This window comes from Nocardia sp. NBC_01377 (assembly GCF_045040005.1).
GTDB classification, from domain to species: Bacteria; Actinomycetota; Actinomycetes; order Mycobacteriales; family Mycobacteriaceae; genus Nocardia; species Nocardia noduli.
Genome location: NZ_CP109566.1, coordinates 1,607,972 through 1,624,771, shown reverse-complemented (window position 1 = coordinate 1,624,771; position 16,800 = coordinate 1,607,972). Strand labels below are relative to the sequence as shown.

14 protein-coding genes are annotated in these 16,800 nt (G+C 66.3%); 5 read left to right on the top strand and 9 right to left on the bottom strand.

The features are described 5' to 3' along the window. Positions 1-12: 12 nt before the first annotated feature. The 8 genes from OG225_RS07165 to OG225_RS07130 all read right to left on the bottom strand — a co-directional run bounded on the left by OG225_RS07165 (position 13) and on the right by OG225_RS07130 (position 11,366). Positions 13-648, bottom strand: a complete 636-nt coding sequence (locus tag OG225_RS07165) for a hypothetical protein (RefSeq protein WP_405180946.1) — start codon at positions 646-648, stop codon at positions 13-15. Between the two features lie 1,242 nt (positions 649-1,890). Continuing rightward, positions 1,891-2,169: a CRISPR-associated endonuclease Cas2 gene (cas2, locus tag OG225_RS07160; protein ID WP_405180945.1), complete on the bottom strand. Its 279-nt coding sequence runs from the start codon at positions 2,167-2,169 to the stop codon at positions 1,891-1,893. Between the two features lie 4 nt (positions 2,170-2,173). Further along, positions 2,174-4,015 (bottom strand): CRISPR-associated endonuclease Cas1, encoded by a 1,842-nt coding sequence (cas1, locus tag OG225_RS07155; RefSeq protein ID WP_405180944.1) that lies wholly within the window; start codon positions 4,013-4,015, stop codon positions 2,174-2,176. 1,349 nt (positions 4,016-5,364) lie between these two features. Continuing rightward, positions 5,365-5,532, bottom strand: a complete 168-nt coding sequence (locus tag OG225_RS07150; RefSeq protein ID WP_405180943.1) for a hypothetical protein — start codon at positions 5,530-5,532, stop codon at positions 5,365-5,367. A 90-nt stretch (positions 5,533-5,622) separates the two neighbouring features. Next, a complete protein-coding gene (locus tag OG225_RS07145) occupies positions 5,623-7,149 on the bottom strand; it encodes a hypothetical protein (RefSeq protein WP_405180942.1) in 1,527 nt (508 codons plus the stop codon). Between the two features lie 793 nt (positions 7,150-7,942). Further along, entirely contained in the window at positions 7,943-8,110 is a 168-nt protein-coding gene (locus OG225_RS07140) for a hypothetical protein (RefSeq protein ID WP_405180941.1), read from the bottom strand. 92 nt (positions 8,111-8,202) lie between these two features. Next, positions 8,203-10,326, bottom strand: coding sequence for a hypothetical protein (locus OG225_RS07135; RefSeq protein ID WP_405180940.1), 2,124 nt, complete (start codon positions 10,324-10,326; stop codon positions 8,203-8,205). A gap of 62 nt (positions 10,327-10,388) precedes the next feature. Continuing rightward, complete coding sequence (locus tag OG225_RS07130; protein ID WP_405180939.1) at positions 10,389-11,366, bottom strand: hypothetical protein; 978 nt, start codon at positions 11,364-11,366, stop codon at positions 10,389-10,391. A gap of 245 nt (positions 11,367-11,611) precedes the next feature. Between OG225_RS07130 and OG225_RS07125 the strand changes: the two genes are divergently transcribed. From OG225_RS07125 to OG225_RS07110, 4 genes are read left to right on the top strand one after another with little or no spacing between them, the layout of a single operon-like run. Beyond that, on the top strand, positions 11,612-12,553 hold the full coding sequence (locus OG225_RS07125; protein WP_405180938.1) for a hypothetical protein: 942 nt from the start codon (positions 11,612-11,614) through the stop codon (positions 12,551-12,553). Between the two features lie 47 nt (positions 12,554-12,600). Further along, entirely contained in the window at positions 12,601-13,788 is a 1,188-nt protein-coding gene (locus tag OG225_RS07120) for an OmpA family protein (RefSeq protein WP_405180937.1), read from the top strand. A gap of 13 nt (positions 13,789-13,801) precedes the next feature. Next, complete coding sequence (locus tag OG225_RS07115; protein ID WP_405180936.1) at positions 13,802-14,161, top strand: hypothetical protein; 360 nt, start codon at positions 13,802-13,804, stop codon at positions 14,159-14,161. A 10-nt stretch (positions 14,162-14,171) separates the two neighbouring features. Further along, the gene (locus OG225_RS07110) at positions 14,172-14,996 is read left to right on the top strand and encodes a hypothetical protein (protein WP_405180935.1); all 825 of its coding nucleotides are present in this window, start codon (positions 14,172-14,174) and stop codon (positions 14,994-14,996) included. Between the two features lie 701 nt (positions 14,997-15,697). Here the strand turns inward: OG225_RS07110 and OG225_RS07105 are convergent. After that, positions 15,698-16,162 (bottom strand): GNAT family N-acetyltransferase, encoded by a 465-nt coding sequence (locus OG225_RS07105; protein WP_405180934.1) that lies wholly within the window; start codon positions 16,160-16,162, stop codon positions 15,698-15,700. Positions 16,163-16,323: 161 nt separating this feature from the next. Here OG225_RS07105 and OG225_RS07100 point away from each other — a divergent pair, with 161 nt between their 5' ends. Continuing rightward, a complete protein-coding gene (locus OG225_RS07100; RefSeq protein WP_405180933.1) occupies positions 16,324-16,533 on the top strand; it encodes a DUF6247 family protein in 210 nt (69 codons plus the stop codon). Positions 16,534-16,800: the final 267 nt, after the last annotated feature.

The window sequence follows — 16,800 nt, the reverse complement described above, 5'->3', positions numbered from 1 at the left end:
AGGGACAAACACCTAGCGGGGCATCGGATGCGGCGCCACCACCACCGGGGGCACCCCGTATCCGGCGCGTAGCTGCGGCAATTCGGGGTGGGCGCGTTGCAACGCCCGCCAGTAGTACGCGACGAGCTGTTCGATGTTCTCGACACAGCACCGGATCCGTAACTCACCCACCACGACCCGGTCCGCGCGGCGTTCGTCGAGCACCGCGATCTGCTCGGTCGCCGAGTCGACGCTGTGTTGCCACCGTGCACCAAGCGCGGCGCGGGCGCGGGCGGCACGCACCTCGGCAACCCGATCCACGGGTGAGCGACGGGCACTGTCAGGGTCCTCGTCGGTCAGCGCGCACAACGCACGCTCACGTATCTGCACCAACCGGGCACGTTCGGCGTCCAACGGCGCACAGGCCGCAGCGGTGCGTAACCGCTCGGACTCCACCATCGTCGCGCACGCAGCCCACAGCATGTGCAGATACGGCGTGACACCGGTATCGGGATCCGGATCGACCCCGCGCCGCCCGTCACGACGACCCGCCCACCCCGCCGAACAACGCCGCCACCAGCGCGGATGACTACCGATCATCGGCCGAATCACATCGTAGGGCTCGGCCACGGCCGACGGACTGACACCGATGGAACGAAATACGGGCATGAGCGGAACCTTTCGAGGGAAGCGACACCTCGAACATCAGGGACGAACCGCGTACGCCGGTCGCACCTCATACCGCCTATTCCAACATATGTGTTTCTGTTCCCCGCGAGGAAAATGGTTCGCCGACAACACTACCCGCTGCGACGGGTCAGCGCGGCACCGCTTCGCCGAAGAAATGACCGCAGCAACTGCCGGGTCCCCGAAACTCGCCCCCGCCGAACCTCACCGATGAACCCGACCCGGGCACAGCCCCGACCGGCACAAAATTCTGCGGTATACCAACTCGAACCCTCCCCCGAAGGTCCGACGGCGACCCGACTGAATGACCGCGAATCCGCAAATTTCCGCTGCAACCCCCCAAGACGTCGAGACGGCCACCCCCTGAAATCTCTGTGGCGCATCGCACCGGCCAGCCGTGCGGCCATCAGATATCGGCACACTCCGCACTCAACCTATCGAGACTACGAATTCACCCGCCGGAAACGCTGCGATGCAACAAGCCGCAGGTGACACGGTCATGTACGCCAACGTTCTGTTTCCTGGCGAGAAGCCCTACGGTGCAACGAAGACTTTGTACCTGCTGATTCTGTTCGCACTGGTTTCTGTTCCCTGCCGGGAAGCCCTGCGGTGCAACCATACGAAAGGCAAAGCAATGACTTCTCGCGAATACGGTTTCTGTTCCCTGCCGGGAAGCCCTGCGGTGCAACCCAGATGATTTCACGACGTATTTGTGGTGCATTCGGTTTCTGTTCCCTGCCGGGAAGCCCTGCGGTGCAACCTTACCAAAGGACAGACATTATGTCGAAAGACGTTTCTGTTCCCTGCCGGGAAGCCCTGCGGTGCAACCCTACCCCGAATTCATGCCTCCTGACCTGCGGTGACACAGCTCGTTTGCACGCACCCCCACGCTTCTGGTGCCCCACGCGATCGAACTATCGACTCCAGCTTCCTGACCTGCAAAGATGCTTGCACGCACCTCTCGAAATGGCGTGACCCTCGGGTGTGTCGCGAACATCGAGAGTTCCGGTGGCCGGCCTGTAGGTAACGCGTACATGCGATTGAACTGCTGTCGCTGGGATATAGACCCAGCGGGCGGGGTCGATGGGCCGCACGTGGCGCAGCGACCTCCGAATGTGCAGGTCGGAATCTCCACCGCTCGAAGGAACGCAATCGAGGTACTGGCGATCGCGATCGACCCACCGCGTCCCGGTCTGCGGTCATCGCCCGCGCGAACCGTAGGGTTTAGATGACGTAGAAGGCGCGCCGCTCTTCGAGTACCCGATTTCCGATGACGGTTCGCGAGGTGGCGAGCAGCGGGAGTTCGTAGATTCGGACTTGATCGGTGTCGGTATCGATGATGCCGCGGATGGCGTCGATGAGAGTTCGGCGCTGGGTGGCGGTGGTGAACTCGACCTCGAAAACGCTCAGTTGCACTCGGGGCCCGAATTCGGTGAGCAGTGCCGACAGCGCGGTGCGGCGGTTGTTGTCGCTGATGTCGTAGCAGACCAGTGCGCGCGCCATTGGTTCACCGCCAGGGCATCGGGTTGTAGTCCAGACCCGGAGTCACCAAGGCCCGGGCGAGCAGTTGGGCTTGTTCCTCAAGGCATTGCCGATAGTGCATGGGCTGTTTGCGAACGGGGTGAACGACGCGGGTGAGCATGCGACGTTCGAGTTCTTCGATAAGCGCTCGTTTGGTGGGTTGATCCATTCGGCAGCCAGCTCCGGTGAGGGTGAATCCTGTGGGAGTGACAGCGCCGAGCGCGATCAGGCGCAGCACCGCGGTATCGACGAGCAGTGCCCGGAACTCTTCCATCAGGTCCAGAGCGAGGCTGGGGCGGCGACGGTGAGCGGTGTGTAGGAATCCGCGGGTCGGGTCGAGCCCAGCCAGTTCCACCGCGCGGCGGGCTTCCGCGGCCAGGACGGTGTAACCGTAGGAAAGCATGGCGTTGACGGGGTCTCGCGGCGGGCGACGTCTGCGGCCGGTGAACTTCCATTCCGGGCCGAGTAGTTGCCCCAAGGCGTGGAAGTAGACACGTGAGGCGGCGCCCTCGATGCCGAGCAGTCCGGCGATGGTGGTCGCGGCGGCGCTGTGTGCGCGCAGCCGATGCAAGCGGGCGGCCGCGTCGGGGTCGATCCGCTCACGCCGTGCCTTGGTGCGTGTGAGCAGAACACGGGAGTTCGCGATTTTGCCCCGCACGATCGCCGCTGCCAGCTCGTGTCGGCGGGCCGGGTCGGTTTCGGCGGCGTACTGCGCACGCTGTACATCGTGGCGGCCGGTATCGGTGGACAGGAATATCGAATGTTCGTGGTACGGGTCGACAATTACGACGCCGACACCCGAACGTGCGGCCAATCCCAGCGCTGCGGAGGTGAGCAGTACACGATCACCGCAGACGATCATCCTGGTCCGCGCTGCCGGATGCTTGAAGTTGACCCCGCCGCCGGTGATCACGAATTTGTTGCCCGACGCCCGCAAAGCGGCGCCGCGTCGGGTCACATGCAACGTCGCTCGTCCCGGATCAGCCAACGGGGCCACAGTGCGAGCGCTCGCGCGCACTACACGCCCCAAATATTCGACACCTTCCCGAGCATCGACGATGTGGGTCTTGTCCGCGGACAACTTCAGCCCGAAACGCTGTGCCGCGCTGCGCAGAACACTCAACTGACGTCGCGCCTCGGTGCGCGAACCCGTAGCTACGGCGAGATCATCGACGTAGCGGATGATGCTGATACCCGCGTCCCAGCCAGCGCGGTCGAACTGGTCGAGATACAGGTTCACCAGCAACGGCGACAGCGGCGAACCCTGAGCCACGCCCCTCCCCGGTACCGGCCCGACCCGACGTCGCGCAGCGCGGCACACCAACTCCAATACGTCGTCCTCGCCGACGACGCGAGCCAACTCGGCCAGACATTCCGCCACCGGAATCGTGGAGAAGCAGTCGGCGAAGTCCGTGCGGATCACCCACCGGTCACCGTCGGCGACCCGATCCCGAAGCGCTCCCACCGCATCATCCACACCGAGACCCGGACGAAATCCGTAACTGTCCGGCTGTAGATACGGATCGATCCGATGAGTCAGAACCGCAGAAATCGCACGCTCAGCGACCCGATCGACCAACGGCGGGATATGCAGCACCCGTTCACTGCCATCACTTTTCGGAATGGTCGCCACACGCAACGGCCCAGGAACCCACGAGCGGTCACGCAGCACAGTCGAGATACCACGCAGATTCTCCAGCAGATTCGCGGTGAACGCCGCCACCTCCTCCCGCGGAACCGGTTCGTCAGGAAGCCGATTCCGCGACACCTCCCACGCAGCGAGCACATTCGCATCAGCAGTGACGGCAGCCAACAGCGCGTTACCCATTTCACCCACCTCGAAGTTCGATTACCTGTCACCTCCAACAATCAGGGACAGGGGCCCGAACCAAACTCCGAGGTGCACATCATCGGCATCCGCGTCAAACAAACGAGTAACTCGCGTAACAACCGTCGTTTCCGTTCCCTTTCAGGAGGCGACGAGCGTCAACGAAGGAGCATACCTTGCACGGCTACAGCGTTTCTGTTCCCTTTCGGGAGGCGACGCGCGTCAACAAGGAGAACCACTGATGGCAAGCACCGTCTAGTTTCTGTTCCCTTTCGGGAGGCGACGCGCGTCAACGGAGGTGATTATATGACGACCACACTCTCGACTATTGTTTCTGTTCCCTTTCGGGAGGCGACGCGCGTCAACCCTACCCCGAATTTGCCCCTGTTGACCTGCGATGATGTGGGTGGTTTACACGCACCTCGCGCGTTTTGAGTGGTACGCGCACGAGCTCTCGATCGCAGCGCTGTGACCTGCAGAAACGAGTGCACGCACCTCGGAAGGCTGGTATCTCGGGCGTGTCGCGCGCTGGGGCTGCCGGTAGCGAGGACCTCGGCTGGGGATCGCGGCGAGGGGTTCGGTGAGCGGGCTTGTACACGTGTGATCGGCCCGTTGGCTGTGTCCACGCGAATGATTGTCGTCGCGTTCCGCATCAGAAGACCCGCAACAGGGAGGTGACGACATCGAAAACAGTCCAGTTGGGGGGCCGATTCGCTATCTGTCTGTGCTCCCGGGCCTGCTGACAGGCCTCGGTGCGGAGTTGTCGAGATCGGCGACCACGAAAACCACACTCCAGCAGGCGGTGTCAGGTTTCGCGACCGGACCGGACCCAGGTTTGCGATCGGAGCAAGGTGGGGGCTGGGCTGCGGAGATCACTGCTGGCTCGGCGATGTCGTGGTGGGTGAGGATTATCCGTGCGTGGTGTTGGCTGGATTGTTCGGTGCCTGCCCGGGGTCGGTGGCGGTCTCCGGTCGGCTACTCGCTGGTCGGTGCGGGGTCCGGCATCTGGCGCTGACTCGTTGGCGGTAGGTTTTCGCCTGTAATGGCGCGGATTCGGCGCTGCGGTCACCGAGCGCTGACTCGGGTCCGACTACCTCGATCGACTTCAGTTGCGGGGGTCCATCGGGGGGCGGGCACCTGGGTAGGTGCTGCGGGAGGCGGGCGCCCGCGGGCCAGATCTGGTATCCGCCGCGACTCGACCTGCCGCCCGACGCCATCGGTCTGGTCGATGGGTACTCGTTTCGCGGCTCGGGCGAGGGTGTTGCGGTCGTGCGCGGACCCTTGCTTCCCGAATGGTGTCTGATGTGGCCCGGTGCGCATGAGCGCAACGGGCCACATCACGGTGAGACTTATTTCTGTTGTTTGGTTTCCGAGGTTCGACGTCGTGACTCGGCGTCGAGAGATTTGCGACGTTGCTCCTCTCGGCGGCGGCGGATCTTCTCCTGTTCCTCGACGTACTTGTCCGCGTGCCGGATTTCGCTGGTCTGCGGCGTGGACGGTGGCTGGTCGATCGGCATGACCGGTTCCTTCCAGAGTGGGTGTTCCTACACCGCTTCTCTCAGGGACAGCCGAACCTGCCGAACCGTGCGACCACCCTCGCGGTTCGGCTATATCGGTTCGGTGGTTGCTATGGATACGCCGAGATGTTCACCGACGGCGGTGCTGTCGAACAGGAGTCGGTCGTGCTCGGCCGACCAGAGTCCTGGTGGTAGCCATCTTTCGGTGTGCTGCCAGCGCTCCCACACCGGATCGGGTTGCGTTTCGGTGTGCTGCGGCAGGGTGGTGGCTTGGACCGCGTGGTGATGGGAGGTGTCGCCGCGCACGTTGTGCAGGAGCAGCAGGGGCCGGTGCAGGTCCCCGACCAGCGCTGTCACGTCCGCGGAGCGGGAGAGCACGTCGAAGCGGAAGTCCCGCACGGTTCGTTTGCGATTGCTTGCCGATTTCGCGTCCCCCGCGCAGGTCAACGCGACCGCGCGACGCAGGTCCAGGATGTGTATCGAGCAGCATCCGCGGTCGCCGGTGACGATCAACTCGGCGGTGACCGTCGACAGCTGGGGTGAGCTCGGGCGCCACAGTCGAGCATCGGGCAGCAGCCTCGCGAGCGTCGCGGCGAACCGCACGGATCCGAGGTCGTGCACGGGCTCGTATCTCGGGGCGAGTACGGCGTCCCAGTCCGGCGTGTGCGCGGCCGTGTGCGCGCCGTCGAGATCGTGGCGGCGCCCGTCCAATCCGATGTGCAGGATCGGGATGCCGCGCTCGTACGCCAGTCGTGTCAGCGCGGCGGCGACGCCCTTGGGCCCCGGGGTGATGACCACCGCGTCGGCGTTGGCGCCCTGGATCCGTTCGTAGACCTCGGCCTCACCGAATCCGCCGATCTCGACGAACCGTCCCGACGTGGGCTGCCAGCGCCGGAATCTCGCCTTGGCTCCCTCGCGCTGTCTGTCATCGGCGGCGACGATCCCGGTGACCGCGCCGGCGTGCCGGTCCGTGATGGCCCCACCTTCGGTGATCCGCGCGGTTCGCCCGACGCGGATCGCGGCGTGCACGGCCAGGGGTGTGCCGAGGGCGGGAATCACCACTCCGAGGTCGCGTCCGGTGCAATCGCCCTCAATGGTTGTTCCCGAACCTGCTGGTGGGAACAGCCAGTGGCGTAGCCCGTCAGGGAGTTCGCCGGGCCCGTCGGAGTTCAGCTGCCATGTCGGGATCTTGCCGATCCAGGCGGTGTGGGTCTCGAGGTGGCGGGCCGTCGCGGCGACCTCTTCCCATTCCACCACCGTCGTGTTCTGCGATCCGATCCGCCCGCGCGGGGCGGCGACGGCCGCGGTCGTGGCCGAACCGAACACCATGCGGGCAAAGGCGACCCGTTGTCCCACTACGGCGCGGGCCGCGAACGCACTGCTCTTGACCTCGATCTCGAGGATGCGATGCCCGTGTCGCACCACCACATCGAAGTCGGCGGCCGTGGTCGAACCCGACACCGTCGGACTCACCGCCAACGCCACCTCGATATCGGCGTCACCGCACAATTGTGGCAGGGCGCGTGAACAACTGGCCCATACCGCGATCTCTCGCGGTCGGCCCTCGCCTTTGAGTTTGGACGGGAGTTGTAGTTCGCTCGGAAGCGTTCGTACCATCGCCTCGAGCTCGGGTTTCGGTAGGGACGCTTTCTTGCTGTTCGCGTCTGCCCACCGCCACCACTCTTCGGCCCGGACCGTGGTCGGCGCGAAACCGGTGTAGTCGGAACTGATCTCAACCGGAGGGGCAACCCGTTAGCCTGTCGCCTCCAACAATCAGGGACAGGGGCCCGAACCAAACTACGAGGTACACATCATCGGCATCCTCGTCAAACAGATGACATGAGTAACTCGCGTAAACCCGTCGTTTCTACCCACTTTCAGGAGCCAATGGCCGCCAACCACAAAGAAAAAGGCAGGCCCATGTGGCGCCTCCCGTTTCTCTTTCGGGAGGCAACGCGCGTCAACCCTACCCCGAATTTGCCCCTGTTGACCTGCGATGATGTGGGCGGTTCACACGCACCTCGCCCATTTTGAGTGGTACGCGTGCGAACTCTCGACCGTAGCGCTGTGACCTGTGGAAACGAGTGCACGCACCCCAGGAGGCTGGTATCTCGGGCGTGTCGCGGGTGGGGGGCTGCCGGTAGCGAGGACCGCGGAGGCTCGCGGCGAGGTGTTCGGTGAGGGGGTTTGTACATGTGCGATCGGTCCGTTGGCTGTGTCCACGCGAATGATTGTCGTCGCGTTCCGCAATAGATCCGCTTCGATCGTGTTTCGCCTTCCAGGGGTGTTTCAAGGGTTTCGGGCACTCCGGTGTCCCGGCGGGTATCGCGGTCGTGCGCGAGCCATACTTCCGAATGGTGCGTTATGTGGCCCGGAGCGCATGAGCGCGTCGGGCCACACCACGGTGAGATCACTTCTGCTGTTTGGTTTCCGAGGTTCGGCGCCGTGACTCTGCGTCGAGTGATTTGCGGCGTCGCTCCTCTCGGCGGCGGCGGATCTTCTCCTGTTCCTTGACGTACTTGTCCGCGTGCCGGATCTCGCTGGTCTGCGGCGTGGACGGTGGCTGGTCGATCGGCATGACCGGTTCCTTCCCGAGTGAGTGGTTCCTACACCACTTCTCTCAGGGACAGCCGAAGCCTGACCTGTCGCGCGAGCATCGCGCGGGGCCGGTTATTTCGGTTCGGTGGTCGGTGTGGACACGCCGAGATGTTCACCGATAGCGGCGCTGTCGAACAGCAACCGATCGTGTTCGACCGACCAGAGTCCGGGTGGCAGCCATCGTTCGGTGCGTTGCCAGCGCTCCCACACCGGATCGGGTTGGCCTGCGGTTTGGTGAGCCAGGGCGGTGGCCTGGACCGCAGTGTGATGGGAGTCGTCGCCACTCACGTTGTACAGGAACAGCAGCGGCCGGTGCAGATCCCCGACCAACGCTGCTACGTCCGCAGAGCGTGAGAGCACATCGAGGCGGAAGTTCCGCACGGCTGTCTTGCGTTGGCCGCTTGCCATTTTCGTGCCTCCCGCGAGCGATGTTGCCACCGCGTGGCGCAGGTCCAGGGCGTGTATCGAGCAGCATCCGCGGTCGCCGGTGATGATCAGTTCGGCGGTGACCGTCGAGGACTGTGATGAGGCAGGTTGCCACATTCGAGTACCGGGAAGCAGGGTCGAGAGCATCCGGGCGAACCGCGGGGATGCGAGGTCGTGCACGGGTTCGTATCGGGGGGCGAGTACGGCGTCCCAGTCGGGGGTGTGCGCGGGAGTGCGCGCGCCGTCCAGGTCGTGGCGGCGCCCGTCCAATCCGATGTGCAGGATCGGGATGTCGTGCTCGTAGGACAGTCGTGTGAGCGCGGCCGCGATCCCTTTGGGGCCGGGAGTGATGACCACCGCGTCGGCGTTGCCGCCCTTGATCCGTTCGTAGACCTGGGCCTCACCGAATCCGCTGATCTCGACGAACCGGGCGGGGGCGGGCTGCCATCGCCGGAATCTCGCTCTGGCTCCGTCGCGATCTCTGTCGTCGGCGGCGACGAGCCCGGTGACCGGGCCGGTCTGGTGGCCTGTGGTCGCCGCGCTTTCGGCGACAGGCGTTGCTTGTCCGGCGCGGATCGCGGCGTGCACGGCCAGTGGTGTGCCGAGGGCTGGTATCACCACTCCGAGTTGACGTCCGGTGCAATCGTCCGCACGGTTTGTTGTCGCGGCGGCGGGTGGGAACAGCCAGTGGCGCAGCCCGTCGTGTAGTTCGCCGGGGCCGTCGGAGTTCAGCTGCCATGCCGGGACCTTGCCTATCCAGGCGGTGTGCGTCTCGAGGTGGCGGGCGGTCGCTGATACCTCGTCCCATTCCACGACTGTCGTGTTCTCGGAATCGATGTGGCCTCGCGGAGCGGCGACGGCCGCGGTCGTGGCCGAGCCGAAGACCATGCGGGCGTAGGCGACCCGCTGTCCCAGCACGGTGCGGGCCGCGAAGGCACTGCTCTTGACTTCGATCTCGAGGACGCGGTGCCCGTGTCGCACCACCACATCGAAGTCGGCGGCCGTGGCCGAACCCGATATTCTCGGGTTCACCGCGAACGCCACCTCGATATCGGCGTCACCGCACAACTCCTGCAGAATGCGTGAACAGCTGACCCACACCGCGATCTCTCGCGGCTTGCCATCCCCTTGGCGTGTGGCCGGGGGATGTAGTTCCTCGGGCAGTGCCCGCACCATCGCCTCGCGCTGGGCGGCCTCCGGGAGGCCGGATTTGCGGCTGATCGCGTCGGCCCACCGCCACCAGTCCTCGGCTCGGACCGTTGCCGGCGCGAAACCGGCGTAGCCGGGGGTGATCTCGTATCCGTGGAGGCGGGCGATGCGCGCGAGGGTCAACCCGGTGGAGCGGACGTCGAGGGTGCCCGCGCCGATCTCGGTCGATCCGGTGACGAGTGTGCCGGTCGTGTCGTCGACCACCGAACGCCATCGCTGTCCACCCCCGTCGTGGCGCTCGAGGTGGGTTCGCACGGCCGAGACCGCCATGATCTTGTTGCCGCCGCTGTAGTCGAGCAGATACGGCCCCGGTGTCCGATCCGCGATCGCCCGCAACGCTTGCAGGGTGGGTGGGAATTCGTCGGCGGCCCCGCAACACTGGACCCGGATGTCGAGTTCGGGTCGTAGCTCGGTGAGCAGGTCACGAATACGTTCGGCCTCGCCCTGCGTGGTGGTGCTGGGCACGAGTGTCACCTGGGTGGGTTCGCGGGTGAGCACGGCCAGCACCACCGGTACCGGGTTCAAACCCACCGTGGCGATCATGGCGGTCGGCGTCGGCACGCATTTCCCCTCTCCGCAGCGAGCTCGCAGGATATCCGACGCCGGATCCGCTTCCTGACTGTTCAGGCGACCAGGTCGATCAACGCGTCGATACGGAAGTCGATCGCGCGACGGCCCGCGGTGTCGATCACCCGGCCGCCGGGCAGTCGATATCCGTCGTCGCGGATCTCGAGCAGCAGTGTCAGTTCGTCGGTCCCGCTGCCGAACACGGCACTGTGCACGGCCCCGGCCGCCGTGGCCTCGTGGCCGGTGCTCTCACGCATCCGTTCCACACTGTCGGCCATGATCCCTGCCGCGTCACCGATCAGCGCGTCGAACAGTTCCAGTGCCGCGGCCCCTCCCCGCCGCCACAGCCCGCGGCGTCGCATCCGTGCCACCTCCCGCGACAGCGCCGGCGTGTCGATGCCGAGCAGGACCGGGGCGTCGTTGCCGGAGATCGCGCTGCGATAGGCGGCGGCGGTGGTGTCGCGCAGGTAGGACACCGCGACGGCGTCCTCGGCGATCCCGAGCACGATCGTCGCGGCGCAGCGGTCCCCGAAAGCGACGACACCCCGCACGAGCAAGGTCATCGCCGCCACCTGCACCGGGCTGAGCAACGCGACGCCCTCACCGTCGGTCAAAGCAGCGAATTTACGTTCCGGGCGGGAGGTGTATCCGGTACCGGCCAGTGCGTAGCGGCCGTAATCGCGGGTGGCCCAGTGCACAACGGTCACGACCTCGGTGCGCAAGGTGCCGCGGTGGGATTGCGGGCCCGTCAGGTACTCGCCTACCGCCCGGCGTACCCGTTTGGGGACGGTGCGGGCCGGTTCGGGATGCGCGCGGCAGCTCGCCGCCCGCACCAGCAACGCCAGGCAGCGCTCGAACTGCGTCTCCGTGGCCGGGTCGTCGCGATCGACACGGCGGAGTTTGCGGGCCACCAGCATCGCGATGTCGGCGAAGTCCGCGCGTACCGCGTCGCAGGCGCAGAAAGGTATCGCCTCGGTACGCGAGCACGGCAGATCGAAGGAGAAGTCGGAGTGGTCGGACACCGAACGAGACATGGCATCTCATTTCGTTGTTCGGCACTGCTGGTCAGCGCCGATGGCGCCACCTGTCCGACTTCTATGCAGTTGTGCGAGCCGCCACCTGCGACTCGCACACCATCATGAGCAACCCCGCCCGATCCGTCAAGCACCCCTCACGTGGACGACACCGCGAATCCGGCTGCGCGCCCCCGCAACCCGGCGTCATCGACCGCTGTCCCTGATGAACACGGCAAGCATCCACCCCCGGGCAGGAGAAGGTCATGAACCCCAGCAAACCCGCGCTCGCGCGACCGAGCGAACTGCCACCGGACCACGGCGAACACACCGCCAACGCGGTACTCACCGGCACCGAGCACCGCGGTTTACGGCGGCTGCTCGCATTACCGCTGGCGGGGGTGTGCGCCCTGGAAGCCGCCTGGATGACCGTGTGTCTGATCGCGGCGTTTCTCGAGGTGCCGTTGATCGAATCGGCGATCGCGGTGATCATGCCGAATGCCGGAGACCTCCAGATCCGGATCGGGTCCATCGCCTACCTGCTCGTCTACACGGTGCTGTGGCACGTCGTCGGCACCCGCCTGGCACACGCTCGCACCTACCGCCACACCATCAGCAGCGTCGGTCGCGGCACCCGACTCAACCCCGCCTTCGGCGTCCTGGGTGTCGTGCTCGTGGTGATGCTGCTGGGCACCCTGGTCGCCGTGGCGTGGCGGCGAGCCACCGCCCTGGCCGACACCGCCGCCCGCGCCGCGCTCAACCGGGCCACCGCCGAGACCCTGACCGCGCTCACCGGTGAACAAGCCCGCGAAATAGGCGATTCCGCGCGCGCGGCCGCGCTGTGGCCGGACTGGTGGTTCACCGTGTCGGTGATGGGGATGCTCGCCGCCCTCGCGGTGTGGATCGGTCACAGCGCCGTGGCCCGCCACGAAGCGATCGCCCTGCATCTGGCCCGCCGCCACGCCGACCGCGCCACCGACACCGCCGCATCACTGGCCGCCGACCACGCCGACGCCCGGCGGCGCTACGACACCCAGGCCGCCACCGCCCACGACCGGGGCCTGCGCGCCGAGCGCGTGCACGCCGCCCTCAACGACCGATTCGCCCGGGCACGACAGGTCGTGCGCCACCACCTGGCCCGCGCTCACGCACGCCCCGACGCCACCACCGAACTCCTTCCCCGCCACAACGATATGCCCCCGACATGAACGCCGAGCACACGAAGACACCCGCCCACGCACAGTCAGGAACTCCGATGACACAACGCATTTCGCATGCCCTCCGACTCGCGGTCGCCGTACTGCTCGGTCTGTCCGCTCTTCTCGGATGCGGCTCCCCCGCGCCCTCCCACAATCCGGTGACGTGCCCGATCGACAGCGGTTCACTCGCGCTGGCCGCCGCCGGACGCGCCAACTCGGCCACGCCCCGTCTCGACGGGGATTTGCGCACTGTGATCGCACACGCCCTCGGCGCGGGTGCGGGCCTGCACCTGATCCGTGTCGACGGCGCACCCGAAACGATGTGGCGGCGAGCATCCTTGGATCTCGCCGGTAACAGCGCCGCCCGCGAACAGCAGGTCGAGCAGACACTCGGCGACCTCACCGGCGCGCTGACCCGCGCCCGCGCCGTCACCACCCAAGCCGACGATCTCACCGCGCTCGCCGTCGCCGCCCGCGCCGCCCGCGGCGACTCCCGGCACGGCAGCCCCGTGGTGATCCTCGCCGATTCCGGTCTGCAAACCTCCCCGCCCCTGGATTTCCGGCAGCCCGGGGTCCTGTCGGCCGAACCCGCCGAGATCGCCAACTACCTGCAACGCACCGGGCAGTTGCCCGACCTGTCCGGTGTCACCGTGCTCTTCGCCGGACTCGGCGCCACCACCACACCCCAGACACCGCTCACCGACACCCAGATCAACCGCCTCACCACCACCTACACCGCGATCGCCACCGCCGCGGGAGCGACCTGTGTCGCCGTCCTGGCCACCACACCCGACACCCGGCCCCGCACCGACGTCCCCGAAGTCGACCAGGTCCCGGTACCTCCACCGGTCACCTTCACCACCAGCGACCCGCTGATACTCGGTAACGACGTCATCGGATTCGCCCCCGACACCGCCCAATTCCTCGACCCCGCCGCAGCCACGACCGCGCTCGCCCCCGTCCTCGCGCACCTGCGCACCCATCCCCACTCCACCGTCACCGTCACCGGCACCTGCTCGAGCGGCGTGCTGGGCCACTACCCCGACCGCATCGCCCTGTCCCTGGCACGGGCCCGAGCCGTCGCCGGACTCCTCACCGACGCCGGGATCAGCCCCGACCGGATCATCACCCACGGCGCGGGCACCGACTTCCCCGACTTCGTCCCCGACCTCGCCCCCGACGGAACACTGCTGCCCGGCCCCGCCGCCCACAACCGATCCGTCCGACTGACCATCACCACCTGACCGGAGACCACCCATGGCCCACCTCGTCAACTGCACACCACATCCCGTACTCCTGCACACCACCACCGGCGGCCCTGTCCTGCTTCCCGCCGCCGACCCGCCCGCCCGAGTCACCGACCACCCCACCACCGGATATCCACCGCTACCACTACCGATCCCGGTACACGACCGCGTCCTCGGCGACACCGTCGACAACCTGCCCCCACCACACCCCGACGTCTACTACATCGTTTCCCGCGCGGTCGCCACCACCTGCGGTGACCGCACCGACCTGCTCGTACCCGGCCCACTGCACCCACTACCACCCACCAACGCACCCGGCGCCACGATCCTGATCCGCTACCACCACAGCACCCCGTACCCACACACCTAGAGTCGGTCAAATGCGCACCTGGACCTTCGATCTCACCTACCGACGCGGACAACTCACCGGAAACCGCATGCGCCCACCCCGCGGCACCCAGATCCGGGAAATGGGACTCGAACTACTCGGCGAGCACGCCACCCACAACACCAGCCACGACAACGACCTCAAACCCCGCGCACTCTGGTTCGATCCCCCCGGACCGCACACCCCCGGCACCCTCCAACTCACCTGGCTGTCCGACCACTGGCCACCACCACGCACCCCACCAGCCACCGGCCGACTCAACTGGGGCCAAGGCACCAGCATCATCGAATTCGCCTCCCGCGCAACCCCAACCACCATCACCGCCATTGCCCTGCACCACCACTTCACCCACCACACCGACACCGAAACCTGGACAACCGCGCGCCTGCGCACCCGATCCGGAGTCCTGTTCAAACGCGACCACACCCACTACCTCACCGCCACACACCTCCTCGACGCCATCACCAACCGCTGGACACTACTCACCACCTGGACACCACCCGGTCTCGCCGAAACCCCCACCCCCCTCACCATCCCCCCCGACACCCTCGACCAACTCCGCGACAGCGTCACCCTGCACACAGTCCGCCACTGCGCCCCCGCCACCGCCCACCAGATCGCGACCCGACTCACCCACACCACCGCCGCCGTCATCCAACAAACACCCCTCGAATTCGACATCGACCTCCGATGCCACCACCACCACCCCGACACCCTCGCCTGGTTCCGCACCCTGTGCACCTTCACCGAAATCGCTTCCCTCGGCCGCTACACCCCCACCGGACTCGGATCCATCACCACCACCCCACAACCCTGACCCCGCCCCCACTCCACCTCTTCCCAAAAACCGCGCAGACAAAGCCCGCCACGAGCCCAGAAAGTTCCGCAGCAAACCAGCCATGACAAAGACCCGGCAAAACGGGGTCGCCGTAGTATCGGCGGAAAATACAACACATATGCTGGTCAAGGTGCATTTTCTACTACTCGATCAGCCTCTGGCACACCGAAGTAGGAGGAGCCGCAACCAGGGCTACCACCCCGCCGTTAGCTGCGGGACCTCAAATCCGCCCGAAATTCGGGGAGTTCTACGGGAACCCCGAACGGCGAGACCGCCGAGTCGGTCTGGACGCGTTTCCTGACGTCGCTCACCTGCGCCGTTCGTTGCTGGTCGACATCGGTCTCGCCTTGGCTCGAACCGTTCCGGCGACTGGCCACCTCGTTGCTGTTCCAGTCGGCGGCCTGCTCTATCACTGAGCGCCACCGCCTCGGTCGCCACGCCGGACACCGACCCGGCACTGCTGCACCGTGAACCGGCCGCGCGGGCACGCGACACTTCGCATGAGACGAGGCGGGCAACCGAGCAGGCTCGCTACAGACCGGGACGACTCCCGCGGGCCCCCGATCGGCCATTCTCGTCGTGGTCGCCGATCACCGGGTAGCAGCATCTTCTCCGTGCGAGGGTCGGCGCGCAGACCGAGCACGAATTCCTCTCGGCCCGAATGTGTTGGCGGGCGGACCTCATAGTTCGCGATCGAACCAGATCTGGTCCCGTAGCGGGATTCCGTCGATGACGGTCGGTTCGGGGTATCCGGTGTCCGGGCCGAAGGCGTCGCGTATGACATGGCTCATGCGGAAGCCACAGCGTTGGTAGAACCGCAGATTGCCGATGTCCGCAGTGGCCGTGGCGAGTTCGATCCGGCGTGCGCCGGCTCGGCGTGCCTGCTGTATCGCCCGCTCGAGAAGGCGTGTGCCGATGCCGTTTCCGCGCTGATGCTCGGCGACCGCGGTATTGAGGACTTCCCAGCGTGATCCGTCCGGATCCGCTACTGCTTGGAGGTGGCCGACGATCTCACCGTCGGTTGCGACCGCTACCCATACCTGGCCGTGATCGATGTAGTCGCGCAGTCTCGCTTCGGAGTCCTCGGCCTGCCGGAACAACCATTCGATTTCCCGGCGTGGGCCGGTGAACAGATCGATTCGCACTGTCTTCTCATTCCTGTCTCATCGGGGCCAGGTCGGCGGGGGTGGCGGCACGCACGGCAGGAACTGAATCGTTCATCTGCGTAGTACATTCGATCGCGCCCGGACCGGACAATCGAATCATCCCCGCGAGTACCTGGCCGACCTCGTCGGCCTGCTCGTAGGTGACCGCGGACGCCGAGTCGCTGGACCTCACCGGTGTGCTGTCGGTACTGGCCGAGTGGCGGGTGGTCGCCGACCTCACCCAGCGCCAGGGCACCGCCGCCCACGAGCGGATGCTCGCGGTGGTGGCCGACCTGGAACAGGGCCGCCCGGTGCCGACCACCGGCGCCGCCGAGGTCCGCGCCATGATCGCCGCCCCGCTCGCCCAGTAGCCGCTTGTACTGCCGAGCATCTTGCGGATCAGCTCGACCTGGGCACGTACCGCGGTGTTGCCGACCTTGGCCGCCGCGGTCACCAGCGTGGCGGCCTGGTAACCCAACGATGTCTCCACCGTGCTCGGGGCCTGGCAGACAGCGGTCACGGAATTGACGATGTCCATCGACGGCAGCGATGACGGCAACGGGCTGAGCACCGCACGGGCATCGGTCGGCGCCCGCTGGAACGGCACCGCCAAGGACGCTGCGGTCGAATACCTCGAC

What these genes read in the sequence shown, in the direction of transcription:
- OG225_RS07165 (WP_405180946.1), bottom strand. Translation starts at nt 648, where the DNA reads ATGCCCGTATTTCGTTCCATCGGTGTCAGTCCGTCGGCCGTGGCCGAG.
- cas2 (WP_405180945.1), bottom strand. Translation starts at nt 2,169, where the DNA reads ATGGCGCGCGCACTGGTCTGCTACGACATCAGCGACAACAACCGCCGC.
- cas1 (WP_405180944.1), bottom strand. Translation starts at nt 4,015, where the DNA reads ATGGGTAACGCGCTGTTGGCTGCCGTCACTGCTGATGCGAATGTGCTC.
- OG225_RS07150 (WP_405180943.1), bottom strand. Translation starts at nt 5,532, where the DNA reads ATGCCGATCGACCAGCCACCGTCCACGCCGCAGACCAGCGAAATCCGG.
- OG225_RS07145 (WP_405180942.1), bottom strand. Translation starts at nt 7,149, where the DNA reads ATGGTACGAACGCTTCCGAGCGAACTACAACTCCCGTCCAAACTCAAA.
- OG225_RS07140 (WP_405180941.1), bottom strand. Translation starts at nt 8,110, where the DNA reads ATGCCGATCGACCAGCCACCGTCCACGCCGCAGACCAGCGAGATCCGG.
- OG225_RS07130 (WP_405180939.1), bottom strand. Translation starts at nt 11,366, where the DNA reads ATGTCTCGTTCGGTGTCCGACCACTCCGACTTCTCCTTCGATCTGCCG.
- OG225_RS07125 (WP_405180938.1), top strand. Translation starts at nt 11,612, where the DNA reads ATGAACCCCAGCAAACCCGCGCTCGCGCGACCGAGCGAACTGCCACCG.
- OG225_RS07120 (WP_405180937.1), top strand. Translation starts at nt 12,601, where the DNA reads ATGACACAACGCATTTCGCATGCCCTCCGACTCGCGGTCGCCGTACTG.
- OG225_RS07115 (WP_405180936.1), top strand. Translation starts at nt 13,802, where the DNA reads ATGGCCCACCTCGTCAACTGCACACCACATCCCGTACTCCTGCACACC.
- OG225_RS07110 (WP_405180935.1), top strand. Translation starts at nt 14,172, where the DNA reads ATGCGCACCTGGACCTTCGATCTCACCTACCGACGCGGACAACTCACC.